General features: G+C 69.6%; 18 protein-coding genes and 2 pseudogenes. 15 read left to right on the top strand and 5 right to left on the bottom strand.

The window, feature by feature from the left end; translation table 11 throughout:
* Positions 1-30: 30 nt before the first annotated feature.
* The 4 genes and pseudogenes from FCI23_RS28185 to FCI23_RS28170 form a co-directional block, all read left to right on the top strand.
* Positions 31-153, top strand: a pseudogene (locus FCI23_RS28185) (helix-turn-helix domain-containing protein); the annotation flags it as partial.
* A 163-nt stretch (positions 154-316) separates the two neighbouring features.
* Entirely contained in the window at positions 317-802 is a 486-nt protein-coding gene (locus tag FCI23_RS28180) for a helix-turn-helix domain-containing protein (protein ID WP_136726753.1), read from the top strand.
* 84 nt (positions 803-886) lie between these two features.
* Positions 887-1,483 (top strand): hypothetical protein, encoded by a 597-nt coding sequence (locus tag FCI23_RS28175; RefSeq protein ID WP_136726752.1) that lies wholly within the window; start codon positions 887-889, stop codon positions 1,481-1,483.
* Between the two features lie 100 nt (positions 1,484-1,583).
* Positions 1,584-1,931 (top strand): DUF2516 family protein, encoded by a 348-nt coding sequence (locus FCI23_RS28170; protein WP_136726825.1) that lies wholly within the window; start codon positions 1,584-1,586, stop codon positions 1,929-1,931.
* A 32-nt stretch (positions 1,932-1,963) separates the two neighbouring features.
* On the opposite strand, the gene FCI23_RS28165 is transcribed toward FCI23_RS28170, so the two are convergent.
* Positions 1,964-3,169, bottom strand: coding sequence for a PP2C family protein-serine/threonine phosphatase (locus FCI23_RS28165; protein WP_246144110.1), 1,206 nt, complete (start codon positions 3,167-3,169; stop codon positions 1,964-1,966).
* A 199-nt stretch (positions 3,170-3,368) separates the two neighbouring features.
* Here FCI23_RS28165 and FCI23_RS28160 point away from each other — a divergent pair, with 199 nt between their 5' ends.
* The gene (locus FCI23_RS28160) at positions 3,369-3,890 is read left to right on the top strand and encodes an O-acetyl-ADP-ribose deacetylase (RefSeq protein WP_136726750.1); all 522 of its coding nucleotides are present in this window, start codon (positions 3,369-3,371) and stop codon (positions 3,888-3,890) included.
* Positions 3,891-4,190: 300 nt separating this feature from the next.
* Here the strand turns inward: FCI23_RS28160 and FCI23_RS28155 are convergent, their stop codons facing one another.
* Positions 4,191-5,012 (bottom strand): class I SAM-dependent methyltransferase, encoded by an 822-nt coding sequence (locus FCI23_RS28155; protein ID WP_136726749.1) that lies wholly within the window; start codon positions 5,010-5,012, stop codon positions 4,191-4,193.
* Positions 5,013-5,319: 307 nt separating this feature from the next.
* Here FCI23_RS28155 and mshA point away from each other — a divergent pair, with 307 nt between their 5' ends.
* Both mshA and FCI23_RS28145 read left to right on the top strand, forming a co-directional pair.
* Positions 5,320-6,573, top strand: a complete 1,254-nt coding sequence (gene mshA, locus FCI23_RS28150; protein ID WP_136726824.1) for a D-inositol-3-phosphate glycosyltransferase — start codon at positions 5,320-5,322, stop codon at positions 6,571-6,573.
* On the top strand, positions 6,566-7,087 hold the full coding sequence (locus tag FCI23_RS28145) for a type III secretion system chaperone family protein (protein WP_136726748.1): 522 nt from the start codon (positions 6,566-6,568) through the stop codon (positions 7,085-7,087). The genes mshA and FCI23_RS28145 overlap by 8 nt, the downstream gene beginning before the upstream one ends.
* Before the next feature lie 51 nt (positions 7,088-7,138).
* On the opposite strand, the gene FCI23_RS28140 is transcribed toward FCI23_RS28145, so the two are convergent.
* Positions 7,139-7,774: an SCP2 sterol-binding domain-containing protein gene (locus FCI23_RS28140; RefSeq protein ID WP_322973905.1), complete on the bottom strand. Its 636-nt coding sequence runs from the start codon at positions 7,772-7,774 to the stop codon at positions 7,139-7,141.
* 718 nt (positions 7,775-8,492) lie between these two features.
* Here FCI23_RS28140 and FCI23_RS28135 point away from each other — a divergent pair.
* Together FCI23_RS28135 and FCI23_RS28130 are read left to right on the top strand one after the other, a co-directional pair.
* Entirely contained in the window at positions 8,493-9,254 is a 762-nt protein-coding gene (locus FCI23_RS28135) for a phosphoglyceromutase (protein ID WP_136726747.1), read from the top strand.
* Between the two features lie 172 nt (positions 9,255-9,426).
* Positions 9,427-10,191: pseudogene (locus tag FCI23_RS28130) on the top strand (PP2C family protein-serine/threonine phosphatase); the annotation flags it as partial.
* Between the two features lie 431 nt (positions 10,192-10,622).
* On the opposite strand, the gene phoU reads toward FCI23_RS28130, so the two are convergent.
* Entirely contained in the window at positions 10,623-11,315 is a 693-nt protein-coding gene (gene phoU, locus FCI23_RS28120) for a phosphate signaling complex protein PhoU (RefSeq protein ID WP_136726744.1), read from the bottom strand.
* A gap of 196 nt (positions 11,316-11,511) precedes the next feature.
* Here phoU and FCI23_RS28115 point away from each other — a divergent pair, with 196 nt between their 5' ends.
* Together FCI23_RS28115 and FCI23_RS28110 are read left to right on the top strand one after the other, a co-directional pair.
* Positions 11,512-12,831: a sensor histidine kinase gene (locus FCI23_RS28115; RefSeq protein ID WP_136726743.1), complete on the top strand. Its 1,320-nt coding sequence runs from the start codon at positions 11,512-11,514 to the stop codon at positions 12,829-12,831.
* The gene (locus FCI23_RS28110; RefSeq protein WP_136726742.1) at positions 12,828-13,508 is read left to right on the top strand and encodes a response regulator transcription factor; all 681 of its coding nucleotides are present in this window, start codon (positions 12,828-12,830) and stop codon (positions 13,506-13,508) included. The genes FCI23_RS28115 and FCI23_RS28110 overlap by 4 nt, the downstream gene beginning before the upstream one ends.
* 152 nt (positions 13,509-13,660) lie before the next feature.
* Here the strand turns inward: FCI23_RS28110 and FCI23_RS28105 are convergent, their stop codons facing one another.
* Entirely contained in the window at positions 13,661-14,260 is a 600-nt protein-coding gene (locus FCI23_RS28105) for a DUF461 domain-containing protein (RefSeq protein WP_136726741.1), read from the bottom strand.
* 577 nt (positions 14,261-14,837) lie between these two features.
* Here FCI23_RS28105 and FCI23_RS28095 point away from each other — a divergent pair.
* From FCI23_RS28095 to FCI23_RS28080, 4 genes are all read left to right on the top strand, one after another.
* A complete protein-coding gene (locus FCI23_RS28095; RefSeq protein WP_033174074.1) occupies positions 14,838-15,320 on the top strand; it encodes a CarD family transcriptional regulator in 483 nt (160 codons plus the stop codon).
* A gap of 284 nt (positions 15,321-15,604) precedes the next feature.
* Positions 15,605-16,336 (top strand): 2-C-methyl-D-erythritol 4-phosphate cytidylyltransferase, encoded by a 732-nt coding sequence (gene ispD / locus FCI23_RS28090; RefSeq protein ID WP_136726740.1) that lies wholly within the window; start codon positions 15,605-15,607, stop codon positions 16,334-16,336.
* On the top strand, positions 16,326-16,835 hold the full coding sequence (gene ispF, locus FCI23_RS28085; protein WP_136726739.1) for a 2-C-methyl-D-erythritol 2,4-cyclodiphosphate synthase: 510 nt from the start codon (positions 16,326-16,328) through the stop codon (positions 16,833-16,835). The genes ispD and ispF overlap by 11 nt, the downstream gene beginning before the upstream one ends.
* Before the next feature lie 122 nt (positions 16,836-16,957).
* Positions 16,958-17,350: a PPOX class F420-dependent oxidoreductase gene (locus tag FCI23_RS28080; RefSeq protein WP_136726738.1), complete on the top strand. Its 393-nt coding sequence runs from the start codon at positions 16,958-16,960 to the stop codon at positions 17,348-17,350.
* Positions 17,351-17,393: the final 43 nt, after the last annotated feature.

Genomic DNA, 17,393 nt, shown 5'->3' with positions numbered 1-17,393 from the left:
GGGGCCGAACGGCCCAGGAGGGGCCTTGCCCTGTCGCACCGCAACGCCGCACTGACTCCGCGCCACCGCCTGAAGGTCGCACGACTCGTTGTCGAGGACGGGTGGCCTATCAGCGAGGTTGTCGCTCGGCTCCAGGTTTCCTGGCCTACCGTCCCTTCACGCGATTGATCAACGTCCCCGGTCAGTACAACTAGTGACAGATATCGCTGCGAAGTGACAGTTATCGCTGCGAGTCACACTCAGTCACACAACAGCAGCGAGACTTTTGCAAGCGGTGCGCTTGCAAAAGTTAGCAGTGGTGAGGCACTATCGAAGCATGGCTTCACTCAACGTCGGCAATCTTGGCGAGTACCTGCGGGAGCAGCGGCGCAGCGCGCAGCTGTCCTTGCGCCAGCTGGCGGAGGCCGCTGGGGTGTCGAACCCCTACCTCAGCCAGATCGAGCGCGGGCTGCGCAAACCCAGCGCCGACATCCTGCAGCAGCTGGCGAAAGCGCTGCGGATCTCCGCCGAGAGTCTCTATATACAGGCGGGGATTCTCGATGAGCGCGATCGGGACGGCATGGAAGTGCACAACGCCATCCTGACCGACCCGACGATAAACGAGCGGCAGAAGCAGGTGCTGCTGCAGATCTACGAGTCGTTCCGCAAGGAGAACGGCTCGGCGGAAGAAGGGCCGGCCAAGTCGGCGGTGCCGCGCAAGCGGGCGGCGAAGAAGGCGGCGAAGAAGGCGGTCGCCGTACTGAAGCCGAGGACGGCGGCGGAGAAGCATGACGGGGACGGCGAGGACGCCGCCACCGCGTAAGCGCAGTAGTAGGGCGTGCAGTAGTAGAGCGTGATTCGTAAAACGTAGACGAAACCTCCACCAACCCTCATACGGAGAACTGTCATGGCGATCGCCGAGGACATCGTGAAGACCCTCAAGGACCCGACCCCGATCTATTTCCTGGCCGGCAGCGCCGATCTGGCGGCGGAGAAACTGCGGGAGGTGCCGCCGCTGATCGACAAGCTCCGGGCCGAGGCTCCGGAGCGGTTCGAGAAGGTGCGGACCGCCGATCCGAAGGTCGTGCAGGAGAAGGTCACGGCACAGGCGAAGGATGCTCAGACCAAGGCGCAGGCGAAGGTGGCCGATCTGGTCGGGCTGATCGACACCGATCTGAAGAAGCTCCGCGACTCGGCGCAGGACTTTGCGCTTCAGCAGGTCGGCCGGGCGGCGGAGTACGCGGTGAAGGCGCGGGAGACGTACGACGAGTTGGCCGAGCGCGGCAAGGGCGCGGTTTCCACCTGGCGCGGCGAGACCGCCGACCAGGTGGAGGAGCTCGCCATCGCGATCGAGCCGGACTCGGAGCCGAAGCCGTCGCCCTCCGGGGCGCCGGCCTCCGAGGCGCCGGCCAGGCCGGTGCCCGCAGCCGAGAAGAAGATGCCGGCCCCGCCGGCGCGCAAGCCCGCCGCCAAGAAGCCGATGGGACCCAAGCTCGGCGAGTAGCAGCCGCGTAGCAGGACAGTAAAGGGCCGGGCACGCATCGCGTGTCCGGCCCGTTGTGCGGGTACGGTTGGCGGCACGGAGAGAGAAGGCGGTGGATGGCGTGTTGGTGCAGGGATTTTTCAGCATCCTGGGGCTGGTCTCGTGGGCGCTGTTCGTGTTCGCGCTGTTCGCGTTCGTCGACGCCGCGATCCGTCGCAAGGATGCCTACCGGGCGGCGGACAAGAACAACAAGGTCTTCTGGCTGATCATCCTCGGTATCGCGGCGGTCGTGATGAAGCTCTTCTCGATCATCTCGTTCCTGCCGATCCTCGGACTGATCGCCGTGATCGTCTACACGGTGGACGTCCGGCCCGCCCTCAAGCAGGTCTCCGGTGGGAGCGGCGGCGGACGCTGGGGTGGTGGCGGCGGCAGCAGCTCCGACGGGCCGTACGGCCCGTACAACCGCTAGCCACTGGCCGGGGCCAGGAGGCCGGCCCCGAGTCAGCCCCGGTCCAGCAGCACCAGGGCCACGTCGTCCGTCAGTTCTCCGGCGTTGAGTTCGCGCACTTCGGTCACCGCCGCGTCGAGGAGGTCCTCGCCGCGCAGCCCGGCCGCGAGCTGGGCGCTGATCAGCTGGACCATGCCGTCCTGACCGAGCCGCTGGTTGCCCTGGCCGATCCGGCCCTCTATCAGGCCGTCCGTGTAGAGCATGAGGGTCCACACCTCGCCGAGTTCGACCCGCTCCGCTGCCCAGTCCGTCTCCGGGAGCAGGCCGAGGGCCGGGCCGCCGTGCTCGTACGGGAGCAGTTGCGGCACCCGTCCGGGCCCGGCGAGCAGGGGGGAGGGGTGGCCGGCGAGGTAGAGGTCGGCGGTGCGGCCGTCGGGCGCGATGTCGAGGGCGCAGAGGGTCGCGAAGATCTCGTCGTCCTGGCGTTCGTTCTCCAGGACCTGTTGCAGGGTGGCGAGGAGCGTGCCGCCGCTGAGGCCGGCGAGGGTCAGCGCGCGCCAGGCGATGCGGAGCTCGACGCCGAGGGCGGCCTCGTCGGGGCCGTGGCCGCAGACGTCGCCGATCATCGCGTGCACGGTGCCGTCGGGGGTTCGTACGGTGTCGTAGAAGTCTCCGCCGAGCAGCGCGCGGCTGCGGCCGGGGCGGTAGCGGGCGGCGAAGCGCAGGTCGGCGCCCTCGAGGAGGGGCCGGGGGAGGAGGCCGCGCTCCAGGCGGGAGTTCTCCTGGGCGAGCAGCCGGGCCTCGGTCAGCCGGCGCTGGACCAGGTCGGCCCGCTTGCGCTCCACCGCGTAGCGGATGGCGCGGGTGAGGTGCGAGGCCCGGAGTTCGTCGCGGTGCAGATAGTCCTGGGCCCCGACCCGTACGGCCTCGGCGGCGCGCTCGGTGTCGGCCTCGCTGGTCGTCACGAGCACGGCGGTGGCCGGCGCCAGCCGCAGCACCCGGCGTAGGCCCTCCAGCTCCGCCTCACCGGACAGGTCGAGAAGGATGCAGTGCACGTCGTCCCGCAGCAGCCGCTCAGCCTCGGTGAGATTGCGGGCCCGGCGGATCCGCACCCGGGTCCCCGAGGCATCCAGCAGGTCGGGGACGGTGAAGGCGCCCGTCGGGTCCTCGCCGATGACGAGCAGCGTCAGGGCAGGCGCGGCCGCAGGCCCCAGCCGGCCGTCGCCGGGCAGGGTCTCTTGGCGCTGGCTTGGCAGCATGGCTTGTTGCTGTTCGGTGTGCCGCTCGGTTGTGGGCATCGGGCGTGTCCTTCCCTCCCCCCGAGGTCCGGTGGTCGTCGGGCACTGAGAGGCGACCATAGCGCTAGCCCGCGACCCAGCGGGAGGCCCCGCAGGTAAACCACCGGTGTCATATGCGGACGCTAGCTGGGGATTTCGGTTCCGATGGGAGAATCCGGGCATGACCAACGTCACGCTCGTCCAGGGCGATATCACAGAGCAGGCCGTGGATGCGATCGTCAACGCCGCGAATTCTTCGCTTTTGGGCGGAAGTGGTGTCGATGGCGCCATTCACCGGCGCGGCGGCCCCGCGATTCTGGATGATTGCCGCAAATTGCGCGCCTCGCGGTACGGGGGCGGGCTGCCGACGGGGCAGGCCGTCGCCACGACGGCGGGGCGGTTGGCCGCGACCTGGGTCATCCACACCGTCGGGCCGGTGTGGTCGGCCGATGAGGACCGGTCGGAGCTTCTCGCTTCCTGCTACCGCGAGGCGCTGCGCGTGGCCGATGAGCTCGGGGCGCGCACGGTCGCCTTTCCGGCGATCTCGGCGGGGATCTACGGGTACCCCGTCGGGGACGTTGCGCGGATTGCGGTGCGGACGGTCCGCGAGGCGGGGGTCGGGGTGGGGGCCGAGGAGGTGCGGTTCGTGCTCTTTGACGCGGTGGCTTACGGGGCGTTTGCGGCGGCGGTGGCGAACGCGTAGCGCTGGGCCTTTCCCCTGTCCCGCCCCTTCCCGGCTGCGGCCCATATGGGGCTGGCGCCGAGTGGTGGGCTCTGCCCCGGGCCCCGGTTTTCATCTGCGGGCCGGTGGCCGGTTGTGGCCACCCTCCCCCATAGCCTTAAGGGCATGGGAGGTGCCCCCATCGCCCTGCGGCACGCCTGCCCACAACCAGGTGATATCTCAGCCCGTCCGGCGTTCGAGGACCGGGGGCTGGGGCGGAGCCCCAGTGTCGGGAAGGGGCGGGGAGGGGAAAGCGCCGCAGGCGCCGGCCCCGCACCTTCCTCAGCCGCGCCGCCCCGGCGCCAGGGCTGCCCAGCGTACGGTCACCTCGCCCTGGCGCCAGCGCGTGGGGTTGTCGGTCACCGGCCAGCCGCTGTCGGCAAGGCTGCGCACGGCGCGGATCCAGCGCTGACGGGCCCCGAGGGGTGCGAAGGGTGCGGCGGCGGCCCAGGCTCGGTCGAAGTCGGCCAGGAAGGAGTGCACGGGCTCCCCGGGGACATTGCGGTGGATGAGCGCCTTGGGGAGGCGTTCGGCCAGGTCGGACGGCCGGGAGAGGGTCGCGAGCCGGGCGGCGAAGGTCACGGTGCGGGGTCCGTCTGGGCCGAGGGCGACCCAGACGTGGCGGCGGCCGATCTCGTCGCAGGTGCCTTCGACCAGGAGCCCGCCCGGTGCCAGGCGGGACCGGAGCCGGTCCCAGACGGCGCCGACCTGGTCCTCGTCGTACTGCCGGAGTACGTTTGCGGCGCGGATGAGCACGGGCCGGCGGCCGGCGGGCAGCGGCACCTCGAAGCCGCCGTGCGCGAACGTGAGCCCTTGGCGGGCGTACGGCTCGGCGGCGGCCACGCGGGAGGGGTCGATCTCGATGCCGACGACCTCGGTGTCGGGGCGTACGGCCCGCAGCCGGGTGAGCAGCTCCACGGCCGTCCACGGCGCGGCGCCGTATCCGAGGTCGACGGCGACGGGGTCCGCGCAGCGGCGTAGCGCGGCGCCGTGGGTGGCGGCGATCCAGCGGTCCATCCGGCGCAGCCGGTTCGGGTTGGTGGTGCCCCGGGTCACCGAGCCGACCGGGCGTGCTGCCGGAATACGGCGCGGGGGCGGGGGCATGGGCCGATTTTCGCACCCCGCGCGATCCGCCCGCTCCGCGAGGGTCATGCTTTGGTAAAGCGGAAATGGCAACGGGGTGCCAGCGGTTGTACCCGTTCAGGGCATTCGTGCGACGGTGAAGCCGGACCCGAACGGAACGCGAAGGCGAAGGAGGGCACGCCACGTGAGCCAGCATCCGGCGGCCGACAAGGCCGGGGCCACGGCTGGTGCCACGGCCAATGCCAAGGTCAAGGGCAAGGCCAAGGCCCGGTTCGGCCAGCGACTTCGCTGGGGCGCCACGGGCGGTCGCGGCCCGCGCAGAGTCGCGATGCTGAGCGTGCACACCTCACCGCTGCATCAGCCGGGCACCGGCGACGCCGGCGGGATGAACGTATACATCGTCGAGCTGGCGAAACGTCTCGCCGAGATCAACATCGAGGTCGAGATCTTCACCCGCGCCACCACCGGCGCCGTCCCGCCCACGGTCGAGCTCGCCCCCGGCGTCCTCGTACGGCATGTGGACGCGGGCCCTTACGAGGGCCTCGCGAAGGAGGACCTGCCCGCGCAGCTGTGCGCCTTCACCCACGGTGTGGTGCAGACCGAGGCGAGTCACGGGCAGGGCCACTACGACCTGGTGCACTCGCACTACTGGCTCTCCGGCCAGGTCGGCTGGCTCGCCGCCGAACGCTGGGGCGTGCCGCTGGTGCACACGATGCACACGATGGCCAAGGTCAAGAACGCCGCTCTCGCCGAGGGCGACACCTCGGAGCCCGCCGCCCGCGTCATCGGCGAGACGCAGATAGTCGGTGCCGCGGACCGGCTCATCGCCAACACCGCCGAGGAGGCCGACGAGCTTGTGCGTCACTACGACGCCGACCTGGCCAGGACCGCCGTTGTCCACCCCGGCGTCAACCTCGACCGGTTCTGCCCGGCCGAAGGCGGCCGGGCCGCCGCCCGTGCCCGCCTCGGCCTGCCCCAGCACGCCGTGATCCCGCTCTTCGCGGGCCGCATCCAGCCGCTCAAGGCCCCGGACATACTGCTCCGCGCGGTCGCCGTGCTGCTCGACGAGGACCCCTCCCTGCGCGAGCGGATCTGCGTCCCCGTCGTCGGCGGCCCCAGCGGCAGCGGCCTCGCCAAGCCGGAGCGGCTGCAGAAGCTCGCCGCCCGCCTCGGCGTCGCCGATGTCGTACGATTCCAGCCGCCGGTCTGCCAGGAGGAGCTCGCCGACTGGTACCGGGCGGCGTCCGTGCTGGTCATGCCCTCCTACAGTGAGTCCTTCGGGCTCGTCGCCATCGAGGCTCAGGCCTGCGGCACCCCGGTCGTCGCCGCCGCGGTCGGCGGCCTGCCGGTCGCCGTCCTGGACAACCGGACCGGCTTCCTCGTACCCGGCCACGATCCGGCCGACTACGCCCGCCTCCTGCGCCGCTTCATCGACGAACCCCGGCTCGGCGAGGAATTCGGAGCCGCCGCGGCCCGCCATGCCCAGGACTTCGGCTGGGCCGGTGCGGCCGCCGCCACCGCCGAGGTCTACACCGCTGCCACGCAGGAGCGCCGGCGTCGCCTACGATCGCCCCATGGGTGACTCCACGGGTGGTGACGCCGCCGAAGCACGCAAGGTCGTCGAGGACACGCTGAAGGACGCGGAGCTGGAGTGGGAATCCCCCCAGCCCGGCACATACGTCGTCACGCTCCCCGGCACCCGCAAGCTGTCCACCACCTGCTCGCTGATCGTCGGCAGGCACACTCTCTCCGTCAACGCCTTCGTCGTCCGGCATCCCGACGAGAATCACGACGCCGTCCACCGCTGGCTGTTGGAGCGCAACACCCGTCTCTATGGGGTGGCTTACGCCATCGACCGCCTCGGGGACGTCTATCTGGTCGGCCGGCTGCCGCTCGCCGCCGTCACCCCGCAGGAGCTGGACCGGCTGCTCGGCGCCGTCCTGGAGAACGCGGACGGCAGCTTCAACACCCTGCTGGAGCTGGGTTTCGCCTCCTCCATCCGCAAGGAGTACGCATGGCGCGTCTCGCGCGGGGAGTCCACCCGCAATCTGGAGGCGTTCACACACCTCACCGGGGACGACCGGCCCGCCAACTGACGGGCCGGGCTGCCGCTCGCACTCCGGGAGCGCCCGCCGCAAGGGTACCCGTCACGGCGCGGTGAAGAGCTCCGGAAAGCCCGGCGCCAGCCACGGTTTGCGGCCCCACGCCAGGACCTTGCCCCGGACCATGGCCCCGGCGGCGGTACGGCGCCCCAGTGCGACCAGGAGGAATGTGACCGGCTCCATCGCGATCGTGCAGTCGGGGCGGCGTGGCAGTTCGGAGGTCACCGTGACCGCGCCGTCCGCAAAGGTCACCGCGAAGGAGGAACCGCTCGCCGCGCCGCGCAACCGCAGTTCGTAGCAAGCGTTGTGGCTCGTGGCACGGGCGCTCAGCACGCGCGGCATCGCAAGCCGGAGGAAGGGCAGTGTCATACCGGCGAAATCGCGTTCGATCATGTGGGGCCGACGCAGGGCCACGGCGATGTCGTAGCCGTGGCCGAGCATATGAGTGAGCAGATACGACCCGAGGGTGGCCAGATCCATCGGGCCAAGGGGGGTCACCGCCCCTTCGCCCGGCGAACGCTGCTCGGCCGCCGCCGTAAAGGCTCGCGCGTGCCGCACGATCCCCTCGGCCAGCACGCCCGGCGTACGTTCGGGAAATGCCTCCAGCGACGCGGTGTTGGCCGCGGCCAGACTTCCCGGGGGTGCCGTCCCCGTACGCCCGCGCATGGCCGGCAGCCACATCGGCCATCAGTTCATTGGCCAGGAGGAGGTGCGCCGCGGCCTCCCCTACGGTCCACTCGGCGCCGGGGATGGGCACGGCAGGGTCCGGGCAGGCTCGCAGGAGCGCCGCTATGCGGTCGGCCACGGTGGCGATGGCCTCGGGCAATTGGGAACACACGGACACGGTCATGGACGAGAAGGCTGTACGAGGATGGCACGCATGTCCAGAGTCCAGCGTTCAGAGGGCGTGCCCAGGTTCGGACTGCGCGGCAGAGGAAGTGACCGGCTTCGGAATCCTGACCTCCGAGGCGGCCCGTTCCGGGAACGCCCGCATCAACAGCCAGAATCCGGCATGGGGACCGTGCCGACCACCGCGCACCCGGCGGTGCTCACGCCCGTGCGGTCGATGACGAAGCCACCGGCCAGCGGCTCGGCGAAGTTCGCGACCGGCCGACCAGGACAGCCCCGCGATCCCCTGGTAGCGGCCACGCAGCCCGAAGAGCGAAGCGAAGAGGCCCGCGTAGGAGGCGGACTAACCGCGCGCCCCGGTTGACCGGGGTCGAAAGCCACAGCCACCAGAAACCGGTCGGCAGCCCGGACACGGTTTCGCGTAAGGCACGGCGGAGATCAGGTACGGCGACTCCCGACATGTAATAGCCATGTAATGGCCACTAGCGGCTAGCGCAGATGGCATGGGTGCCCCGCGAGGGGCCATCGGTTTTCGATTAGGCTCGACGCCATGGCCGACGCACCGTACAAGCTCATCCTGCTCCGCCACGGCGAGAGCGAGTGGAACGCGAAGAACCTGTTCACCGGCTGGGTGGACGTCAACCTCAATGAAAAGGGCGAGAAGGAGGCAGTCCGCGGCGGAGAGCTCATCAAGGACGCAGGCCTGCTTCCGGACGTCGTCCACACCTCCCTCCAGAAGCGCGCCATCCGCACCGCGCAGCTCTCGCTGGAAGCCGCCGACCGCCACTGGATCCCGGTCCACCGCAGTTGGCGGCTGAACGAGCGGCACTACGGCGCGCTGCAGGGCAAGGACAAGGCGCAGACCCTCGCCGAATTCGGCGAGGAGCAGTTCATGCTCTGGCGCCGCTCCTACGACACCCCGCCGCCGCCGATCGAGGACGACAGCGAGTTCTCGCAGGCCAACGACCCGCGCTACGCCACCATCCCGCCGGAGCTGCGGCCGCGCACCGAGTGCCTCAAGGACGTCGTCGTCCGCATGCTCCCGTACTGGTACGACGACATCGTCCCGGACCTGCTGGCGGGCCGCACCGTGCTCGTCGCGGCCCACGGCAACAGCCTGCGCGCGCTGGTCAAGCACCTCGACGGCATCTCGGACGCCGACATCGCAGGCCTGAACATCCCCACCGGCATCCCGCTCTCGTACGAGCTGGACGCGGACTTCCGCCCGGTGCTGAAGGGCGGCACCTACCTGGACCCGGACGCCGCCGCGGCCGCCATCGAGGCCGTGAAGAACCAGGGCAAGAAGAAGTAGTTACGCCAAAAGGGCCCCCTACCAGCGGTTTTCTCGCTGGTAGGGGGCCCTTTCGGCTCTGGGGGCCGTGTCGAGGTTGGTTCAGAATCGTGCATATCATCCCGAGTCGTGCGCGATTTACTCATAATCTAATATATATGCGCATAATGCTTTCTTCGGAACGATGATCTCTGAGCGCGCGCTGCTCGGCGAGGAGCCCCTGGCCCGGCTGGGGCCGATGGGCCGGCACACCCCCGTCTTCCGCCGCGCGGGCCTGGCATCGATCCACCAGGGCGCCCCGGAAGCCCTGTGGCCACCCGGGGAGGCGGTCCTCGTCCCGCCGACCTCGCCCTACACCAGCGTCCTGTCCTCCGGGAAGTCCCACCTGGAACCGGTCATAGACACCTCCCCCGGCACCTGGCTCGACCAGGACCCGGCACGGGTGGAGAAGATCCATGACTACAGAATGCACTCCTGGATGTATGTGCCGATCCACGCGCGCGGCAGGATTCTGGGCGTGGCGGTCTTCGCCCGTACGGATTACCTGGTGCCGTTCGAGCAGGACGACCTGCTTCTGGCGGAGGAACTCGTCACGCGGGCCGCGCTGTCCTTGGACAACGCCAACCGGTACACCCGCGAACGCACCGCGGCCCTCGCCCTCCAGCGCAACCTGCTGCCCCAGCATCTGACGGGCGGGTCCGCGGTCGAGGTGGCCTCGCGCTACCTGCCGGCCGACATCCACCACGGCGCCGGCGGCGACTGGTTCGATGTGATCCCGCTGTCCGGGGCCCGGGTGGCGCTGGTCGTCGGCGACGTGGTCGGGCACGGCATCAACGCCGCGGCCACCATGGGCAGGCTCCGCACCGCCGTGCACACCCTCGCCGACATGGACCTGCCCCCCGACGAACTGCTCGCCCACCTCGACGACCTGGTCATCCGCCTCACCGAGGAGGACACTATGGGCCGAACAGGAACTGCCATCCGCGAACTGAGCAGGATCGGCGACACGATGCAGCCAGAGGGCCCGTCCGGCGCACCGGACGGGCCCTCTGCCATACGCGCACGACTCAGCCGGAGCAGCCTGCGCACTGGCATGACCCGCCGGACTGGCAGCCGCATCCGCAGCCCGATCCGCAGCCACACGCTCCGAGTAGGGGCATTTGCTTGCTGATCCTGACGATGGGCTGCGGGGCCCGGTCAGGTGAATTCTCGTTTCGGGCGCTCGTCGACGTGGGGGCTTCCGACATCATTACCCTCCTGGGCTGGGCGGCGATTATGGCTGCCTGCATGCCTACTACCCAGTGAACGCCGTCCCGCGCAGGCGCATCAACGGCGCATTGAAGCAAACGCGGCGCGGGCCGGGGCGGGCGAGCGCGGGGGCGACCGGGCCTACTTGCCCTCCGTCACCTCGGGGATCACCGTCGGAGCCGGGGTCAGCTCGTCCGCGTGCTCGCCGGTCACCAGGTACACCACGCGCTTGGCGACGGACACCGCGTGGTCCGCGAACCGCTCGTAGTAGCGGCCGACCAGCGTCACGTCGACCGCGGTCTCGATGCCGTGCTGCCAGCGGTCGTCCAGCAGATGCTGGAAGAGCGTGCGGTGCAGTTCGTCCATACGGTCGTCGTCGGACTCCAACTGGAGCGCGTCGTCGACGTCCTTGCTGACGATCACCTCCGCCGCCTTCGCCATCAGCCGCTGCGCCAGCTGCCCCATTTCCAGGATCGTGGCGTGCAGATCACCCGGCACGGCGGTCTGCGGGAACCGCAGCCGGGCCAGCTTGGCCACATGCCGGGCCAGGTCGCCGGAGCGCTCCAGGTCGGCGCTCATCCGGAGGGAGGTCACGACAATGCGCAGGTCGGTGGCGACCGGCTGCTGCCGGGCCAGCAGGTTGATCGCCCGGGCCTCCAGCTCGCGCTGCAGGTCGTCCACCTTCTCGTCGGCCGCGATCACGCTTTCCGCGATCTTCAGATCGGCGTCGAGCAGTGAGGTGGTGGCCCGCCCGATGGCAGAGCCCACGAGTCGGGCCATCTCGACCAGCCCTTCGCCGATCGAGTCGAGTTCCTCGTGGTATGCGTCCCGCATCGCGTTCCTTCCATCCGTTCATGCACGTCGTCCACAGACGTTTGCCCCTACGCTGCCACGCTTACGGGCGTACGCGTATCCTCCGGACATCCGGAGTGAACCACTACTGACACCACGGTGAACTCTTGGCAACGCCTGTTCGAGAAGACGCTCTCATGGCTGTGGGTCTGCGCAAACGTCCGCCTAACCTGAAGGCATGAACGTGAACGCGGCCGTCGCCGCAGCCAGTGCGATCGCCGGTCTCTGCACCGGTGTGATCGCTGTGCTCGCGTTCCGCTGGAGCGAGCGGGAGCAGGCCCGCCCCACTCGCGCGTCCATGCGGCCCGACGACGCTGTCGTGCTCCCGCCAGGGGTGGACACGGTGCTTTCCGTACTCAGCTCATCGGCGGTCGTCCTGGACGAGACCGACGCGGTGGTCAAGGCCAGCTCGGCGGCGTACGCCCTCGGCCTGGTACGAGGCGGCCACCTCGCCGTCGACCGGATGCTGCAGATGGCCCGCGAGACCCGGCGGGACGGCGAGATACGCCAGATAGAGCTGGACCTTCCACGCAGAGGCGCCAGCCGGGGCGAGGGCCTCGCGGTCTCGGCCAGAGTCGCGCCGCTGGGCTCGCGACTGGTGCTCCTGCTGGTGGAGGACCTGACCGAGGCGCGGCGCATCGAGGCGGTACGGCGTGACTTCGTCGCGAACGTCAGCCACGAGCTGAAGACCCCGGTCGGCGCGCTGTCGCTGCTCTCCGAAGCGGTGATGGACGCCAGCGACGACCCCGAGGCGGTCATCCGTTTCGCGGGCCGGATGCAGCACGAGGCAACCAGGCTCACCAGCCTCGTCCAGGAGATCATCGATCTCTCCCGGGTGCAGAACGACGACCCGCTGGACGACGCCGAGCCGGTCGAGGTCGACGACCTGGTCGCCGAGGCGGTCGACCGCTGCCGCCATCCGGCGAACGTCAAGCAGATCACCATGGCCACCGGCGGCGCCCCCGACCTCCACATCTGGGGCAACCGGGGCCAGCTCGCGGCCGCCCTCGGCAACCTGGTCGAGAACGCGGTCAACTACAGCCCGGTCCGTACCCGCGTAGGGATCGCGGGCCGCAGGATCGCCGCACCGGGTGGCGATCTGATCGAAATCTCCGTCACCGACCAGGGGATAGGGCTCTCCGAGAAGGACCGGGACCGCGTCTTCGAGCGGTTCTACCGGGTCGACCCGGCGCGTTCGCGCCAGACGGGCGGCACCGGGCTCGGCCTGTCCATCGTCAAGCACGTGGCCGCCTCGCACGGCGGGGAGGTCACGGTCTGGAGCGCCGAAGGCCAGGGCTCCACCTTCACGCTGCGGCTGCCGGAGGCCGGGATAGCCCGCGACCGCGCACTGGCGGCGGCCGGCGCCGCCGATTTCCACGATTCCGGCCTCGATTCCGGCCCTGATTCCGACTCCGCCGATACCGATACCGATCCCGATACCGATTCGCTCTACGAGACGTTCCCTGATCACATCCCTGCCCCGGAGGTCCTTCCGTGACCCGTGTACTCGTCGTCGAGGACGAAGAATCCTTCAGCGACGCGCTGTCGTACATGCTCCGCAAGGAGGGCTTCGAGGTCGGCATTGCCGCCACCGGGCCCGACGCGCTGGACGAGTTCGAACGCAATGGTGCCGACCTGGTACTGCTCGACCTGATGCTGCCGGGCCTGCCCGGCACGGAGGTCTGCCGTCAGCTGCGGCTGAAGTCCAATGTCCCGGTCATCATGGTGACCGCCAAGGACAGTGAGATCGACAAGGTCGTCGGCCTGGAAATAGGAGCCGACGACTACGTCACCAAGCCCTTCTCCTCCCGGGAACTGGTGGCCCGGATCAGGGCGGTGCTGCGCCGGCGCGGCGAACCCGAGGAGATCTCCCCGGCCGCCCTGGAAGCCGGCCCGGTCCGGATGGACGTCGACCGGCATGTCGTCACCGTCTCCGGCGGCAAGGTCGACCTCCCGCTCAAGGAATTCGACCTCCTGGAGATGCTGCTCCGCAACGCCGGGCGTGTCCTCACCCGTATGCAGCTCATCGACCGGGTCTGGGGCGCGGACTACGTCGGCGACACCAAGACCCTTGACGTCCACGTCAAGCGCCTCCGCGCCAAGATCGAGCCCGACCCGGGTGCGCCGCGCTATCTGGTTACGGTGCGTGGTCTGGGTTACAAGTTCGAGCCGTAAGCCGGGCTCCGCGCAGGACGGCCCCTCGGGGCTGGTCGGGCCGCTTCGCGCCATGGGCGTGAGGGGGTCCGATGGCGTTTTGCCGGGCCTGCGCCGTCGGCCGGGGAGGCCGGCCGTACGGTGCGGGCGTGGGCGGGGGAGAGCCGCGGGGCTCAGCTCTTTTTGGCGCCCGGGGTCTTGGAGGCGGAAGCGCCGGCCGATGCGGACTTCGAAGCGGACGCCGATGCGGAGGCGCTCGGCGAAGGCGTAACGCTAGGGCCGTACGAGGCGTAGTAGCCCGTGGCGGGCTGGACGGGGGTCGTGACGCTGACCGCGCCGGTTTGGCTGAGGTCGAAGACGACGGGCTGGAAGTCGCCGTCCTTGGTGGCCGCAGGGAGGTTCGGGAGGGTCGCGGCGGCGTTGCCCTTGCCGCCGATCAGCACCGATCCCTGGGCGGGGACGGTGATGGTCTGGCCGCCGTCCTTGTCGGAGAGCTTGGCCTGTGCGGAGCCGACCTGGATGGAGTCGATCGTCTGCTTCTGGCTGCCGTTGTTGTAGACGCGGGCGGAGACCGAGGCCGGTCCGGTGGCCTGGGTCTGCGGCGGGGTGAGGACCACGGCGTTCAGGATCTGGATGACGCCCACGGCGGCCCCGGCGGTGTCCGGCCTGACCTCCGTCGTCTGCGCCGAGTTTCCGGCGGCGCAGGCGGTGAGCGGGGCGAGAGAGAGCGCGAGGGCGGCGGCGAGGGCGCCGCGTCGAAGGCTGCGGCTCACGGCGGCGGCATCTCCTAGAGGGCAGGGGTGGGGGCACGGTATGTGACGTTGGACCAACTAACAGCGGGCTCAGGTTACCGAGCCGCTGTCGGCGCCCCGCACCCGGCCACCCCCTCGGCGGGACAGCCTCACCCACCTGGGGGCGTGCAACGGCGCACAAGGGCGCGCAATGCATTCCGGGATTGCTCCGAACGGTGCCGTGTGATTCCCGGCGGGGCCAGCAAGATCGATTTACCTGGTGTTCACCGGACCCGGCGCGGCGCCCAATTTAAAGTTGTACGAAAATCATCCCCCGTGCTGGTCCTTGGGTCGAACGGCGTAGCGAAGATGCACTCGTACGAGAGCGACAAATAGGGATGTTCCGCCCCTTCGTGGAAGGTGTCGCAATCGGTAACGGGGGCGTTTCAACCTCCCCGCATACCCGCTCCGACCTGCGGATACCGTTCTCCCGCCAATGGCTCCAGCACGTTCCGGCCGCACTTGTCAAGCCCTGAGATATGCTCTGACCTGCGAAAACGCCATTCAGATGAGGCCGTTCCCGTGTTACCCTGGATAGCCACGGAAGGGGTACCCGTACATGACGTTCAAGGTTGGCGACACCGTGGTCTATCCCCATCACGGGGCCGCGCTGATCGAGGCTATCGAAATCCGCCAGATCAAGGGCGTGGACAAGACCTATCTGGTGCTTAAGGTCGCTCAAGGCGACTTGACGGTGCGCGTTCCCGCGGACAATGCGGAGTTCGTAGGCGTGCGCGACGTGGTCGGTCAGGAAGGACTGGACCGGGTCTTCGAGGTGCTCCGCGCGCCATACACCGAAGAGCCGACCAACTGGTCCCGGCGCTACAAGGCAAATCTGGAGAAGCTCGCTTCCGGCGACGTCATCAAGGTCGCCGAAGTCGTTCGTGACCTGTGGCGTCGTGAGCGCGAGCGCGGGCTGTCGGCCGGCGAGAAGCGGATGCTCGCCAAGGCTCGTCAGATCCTGGTCAGCGAGCTCGCTCTCGCTGAGAACACCAACGAGGACAAGGCTGAGGCTCTGCTCGACGAGGTACTCGCTTCCTGAGCGCCCCTCGGGCCGTGCGATTCGATTCGATGTGATTCGATCGGGCCCTGTGATTCTGGCGATCTCGCAGGTCCTGAGATAATGATGCCGCGGTACCCGGTGCCACACCGGGTGCTGCGGCATGTCTGCTTCCGGTATCCCGTATCCCGCGGGTCGGTAGGGAATACTGGTGTTGGTCATGCGGTGCTCGGTCAGCCGCCGTCGCGGGGTTCACGGAAGGGGTCCCGCGAAGGTGTCGTGCCCGGCACGTTGAGGCGATACCCATTTCGGCCAAGGATGCAAACCTGACTTCTTCCCCCCTGTCCGCGAAGCGAACGGTCGCGGCAGTCATTCCCGCCGCCGGACGAGGAGTCCGGCTCGGCCCAGGGGCACCCAAGGCGATGCGCGCTCTGGGCGGCGTCCCGATGCTGGTGCACGCCGTACGAGCCATGATCCACGCCCGCTCCGTCTCGCTCGTCGTCGTGGTCGCTCCGGCCGACGCAGTCGCCGATGTCCGGTCACTGCTCGGCAATCACGGGCTCCCCGAGGCCAAGGACATCCTGATAGTCGCGGGCGGCGACACCCGCCAGGAGTCGGTGCGGCTCGGGCTCGCCGCCCTGCCGGAGGACGTCGATGTCGTCCTCGTGCACGACGCCGCGCGCCCGCTCGTCCCCGTCGAGATGGTGGACGCCGTCGCCGCCGCCGTACGCGACGGCGCGCCCGCCGTCGTACCCGGGCTGCCGCTCGTCGACACCGTCAAGCGGATCGACCCCGGCACCGACCTCGTCACCGGCACCCCCGAGCGGGCGCTCCTGCGCGCCGTCCAGACCCCGCAGGGCTTCGACCGGGCGACCCTCGCCAAGGCGCACGCCACCATCACCCAGGACGTCACCGACGATGCCGGCATGGTCGAGCAGCTCGGCATCCAGGTCCTGGTCGTACCCGGCCACGAAGAGGCATTCAAGGTGACCCGTCCTCTCGACCTGATCCTCGCCGAGGCCGTACTCGCCCGTAGGAGGGCCAGCGATGTCTTCTGACGTTCCCGGGATCCCCCTCGTCGGCGTCGGCACCGACATCCATGCCTTCGAGGCGGGCCGCGAACTGTGGTGTGCCGGTCTGCTGTGGGAGGACGAGGGGTACGGGCTGGCCGGTCACTCCGACGCCGACGTCGTCGCGCATGCCGCGTGCAACGCGCTCTTCTCCGCCGCCGGTCTCGGCGACCTGGGCGCACACTTCGGCACCGGCCGCCCCGAGTGGTCCGGCGCGTCCGGTGTCACCCTCCTCACCGAGGCCGCCCGGATCGTCCGTGCGGCGGGCTTCGAGATCGGCAATGTCGCCGTCCAGGTCATCGGCGTACGACCCAAGATCGGCAAACGCCGTGACGAGGCCCAGAAGGTTCTCTCCGCCGCGATCGGCGCGCGCGTCTCCCTCTCCGGAGCCACCACCGACGGCCTCGGCTTCACCGGCCGCGAGGAAGGCCTGGCGGCCGTCGCCACGGCCCTGGTGATCCCGGGCGCCCCGGCAGCCGAGGTCTGAGCCCCCCGCCCGGACGGCCCCGCCGGACGCCCGGCACCGCTGGTGACGGAATACGGGGGCCCCGCCGGGGAGTTGCTCACCGGAGGCAGCATCAGTGACCCACGCACCGCTCCGGAGGAGACATGGCAGTCGCTCTCACCGACAAGTCCAAGGAACTGCTCGACGGCAAGAGCTTCGCCACCCTCGCGACACTCCAGCCCGACGGCAGCCCGCAGTTGTCCGTGGTCTGGCTGAAGCGCGACGGCGACGACATCCTCGTCTCCACCGTCGAGGGCCGCCGCAAGCACCTCAACCTGGTGAAGGACGACCGGGTCACCGTGCTGATCATCCCGCCGGAGGCCCCGTACACGTATGTCGAATTCCGCGGCACCGCGTCCCTCACCACCGATGGCGCCCGGGAGCTGACCGACGAACTCTCGGTCAAGTACACGGGCAAGGAGTACGGGAACGACGGCCCGGACGACGTCCGGGTGGTCGTCCGGATCACCCCGACAAAGGTCATCGGCCAGGACTGACCGGCGTTCGCGGGGGGCCGCGACCCGGACATAATTGTCACCG

The organism is Actinacidiphila oryziradicis (assembly GCF_005047355.1).
GTDB classification, from domain to species: Bacteria; Actinomycetota; Actinomycetes; order Streptomycetales; family Streptomycetaceae; genus Actinacidiphila; species Actinacidiphila oryziradicis.
Note: the sequence above shows the minus strand (reverse complement) of the source record. Positions and strands in the feature narration are given on the sequence as shown.

What these genes read in the sequence shown, in the direction of transcription:
- FCI23_RS28180 (WP_136726753.1), top strand. Translation starts at nt 317, where the DNA reads ATGGCTTCACTCAACGTCGGCAATCTTGGCGAGTACCTGCGGGAGCAG.
- FCI23_RS28175 (WP_136726752.1), top strand. Translation starts at nt 887, where the DNA reads ATGGCGATCGCCGAGGACATCGTGAAGACCCTCAAGGACCCGACCCCG.
- FCI23_RS28165 (WP_246144110.1), bottom strand. Translation starts at nt 3,169, where the DNA reads ATGCTGCCAAGCCAGCGCCAAGAGACCCTGCCCGGCGACGGCCGGCTG.
- FCI23_RS28160 (WP_136726750.1), top strand. Translation starts at nt 3,369, where the DNA reads ATGACCAACGTCACGCTCGTCCAGGGCGATATCACAGAGCAGGCCGTG.
- FCI23_RS28155 (WP_136726749.1), bottom strand. Translation starts at nt 5,012, where the DNA reads ATGCCCCCGCCCCCGCGCCGTATTCCGGCAGCACGCCCGGTCGGCTCG.
- mshA (WP_136726824.1), top strand. Translation starts at nt 5,320, where the DNA reads ATGCTGAGCGTGCACACCTCACCGCTGCATCAGCCGGGCACCGGCGAC.
- FCI23_RS28145 (WP_136726748.1), top strand. Translation starts at nt 6,566, where the DNA reads ATGGGTGACTCCACGGGTGGTGACGCCGCCGAAGCACGCAAGGTCGTC.
- FCI23_RS28140 (WP_322973905.1), bottom strand. Translation starts at nt 7,774, where the DNA reads ATGTGGCTGCCGGCCATGCGCGGGCGTACGGGGACGGCACCCCCGGGA.
- FCI23_RS28135 (WP_136726747.1), top strand. Translation starts at nt 8,493, where the DNA reads ATGGCCGACGCACCGTACAAGCTCATCCTGCTCCGCCACGGCGAGAGC.
- phoU (WP_136726744.1), bottom strand. Translation starts at nt 11,315, where the DNA reads ATGCGGGACGCATACCACGAGGAACTCGACTCGATCGGCGAAGGGCTG.
- FCI23_RS28115 (WP_136726743.1), top strand. Translation starts at nt 11,512, where the DNA reads ATGAACGTGAACGCGGCCGTCGCCGCAGCCAGTGCGATCGCCGGTCTC.
- FCI23_RS28095 (WP_033174074.1), top strand. Translation starts at nt 14,838, where the DNA reads ATGACGTTCAAGGTTGGCGACACCGTGGTCTATCCCCATCACGGGGCC.
- ispF (WP_136726739.1), top strand. Translation starts at nt 16,326, where the DNA reads ATGTCTTCTGACGTTCCCGGGATCCCCCTCGTCGGCGTCGGCACCGAC.
- FCI23_RS28080 (WP_136726738.1), top strand. Translation starts at nt 16,958, where the DNA reads ATGGCAGTCGCTCTCACCGACAAGTCCAAGGAACTGCTCGACGGCAAG.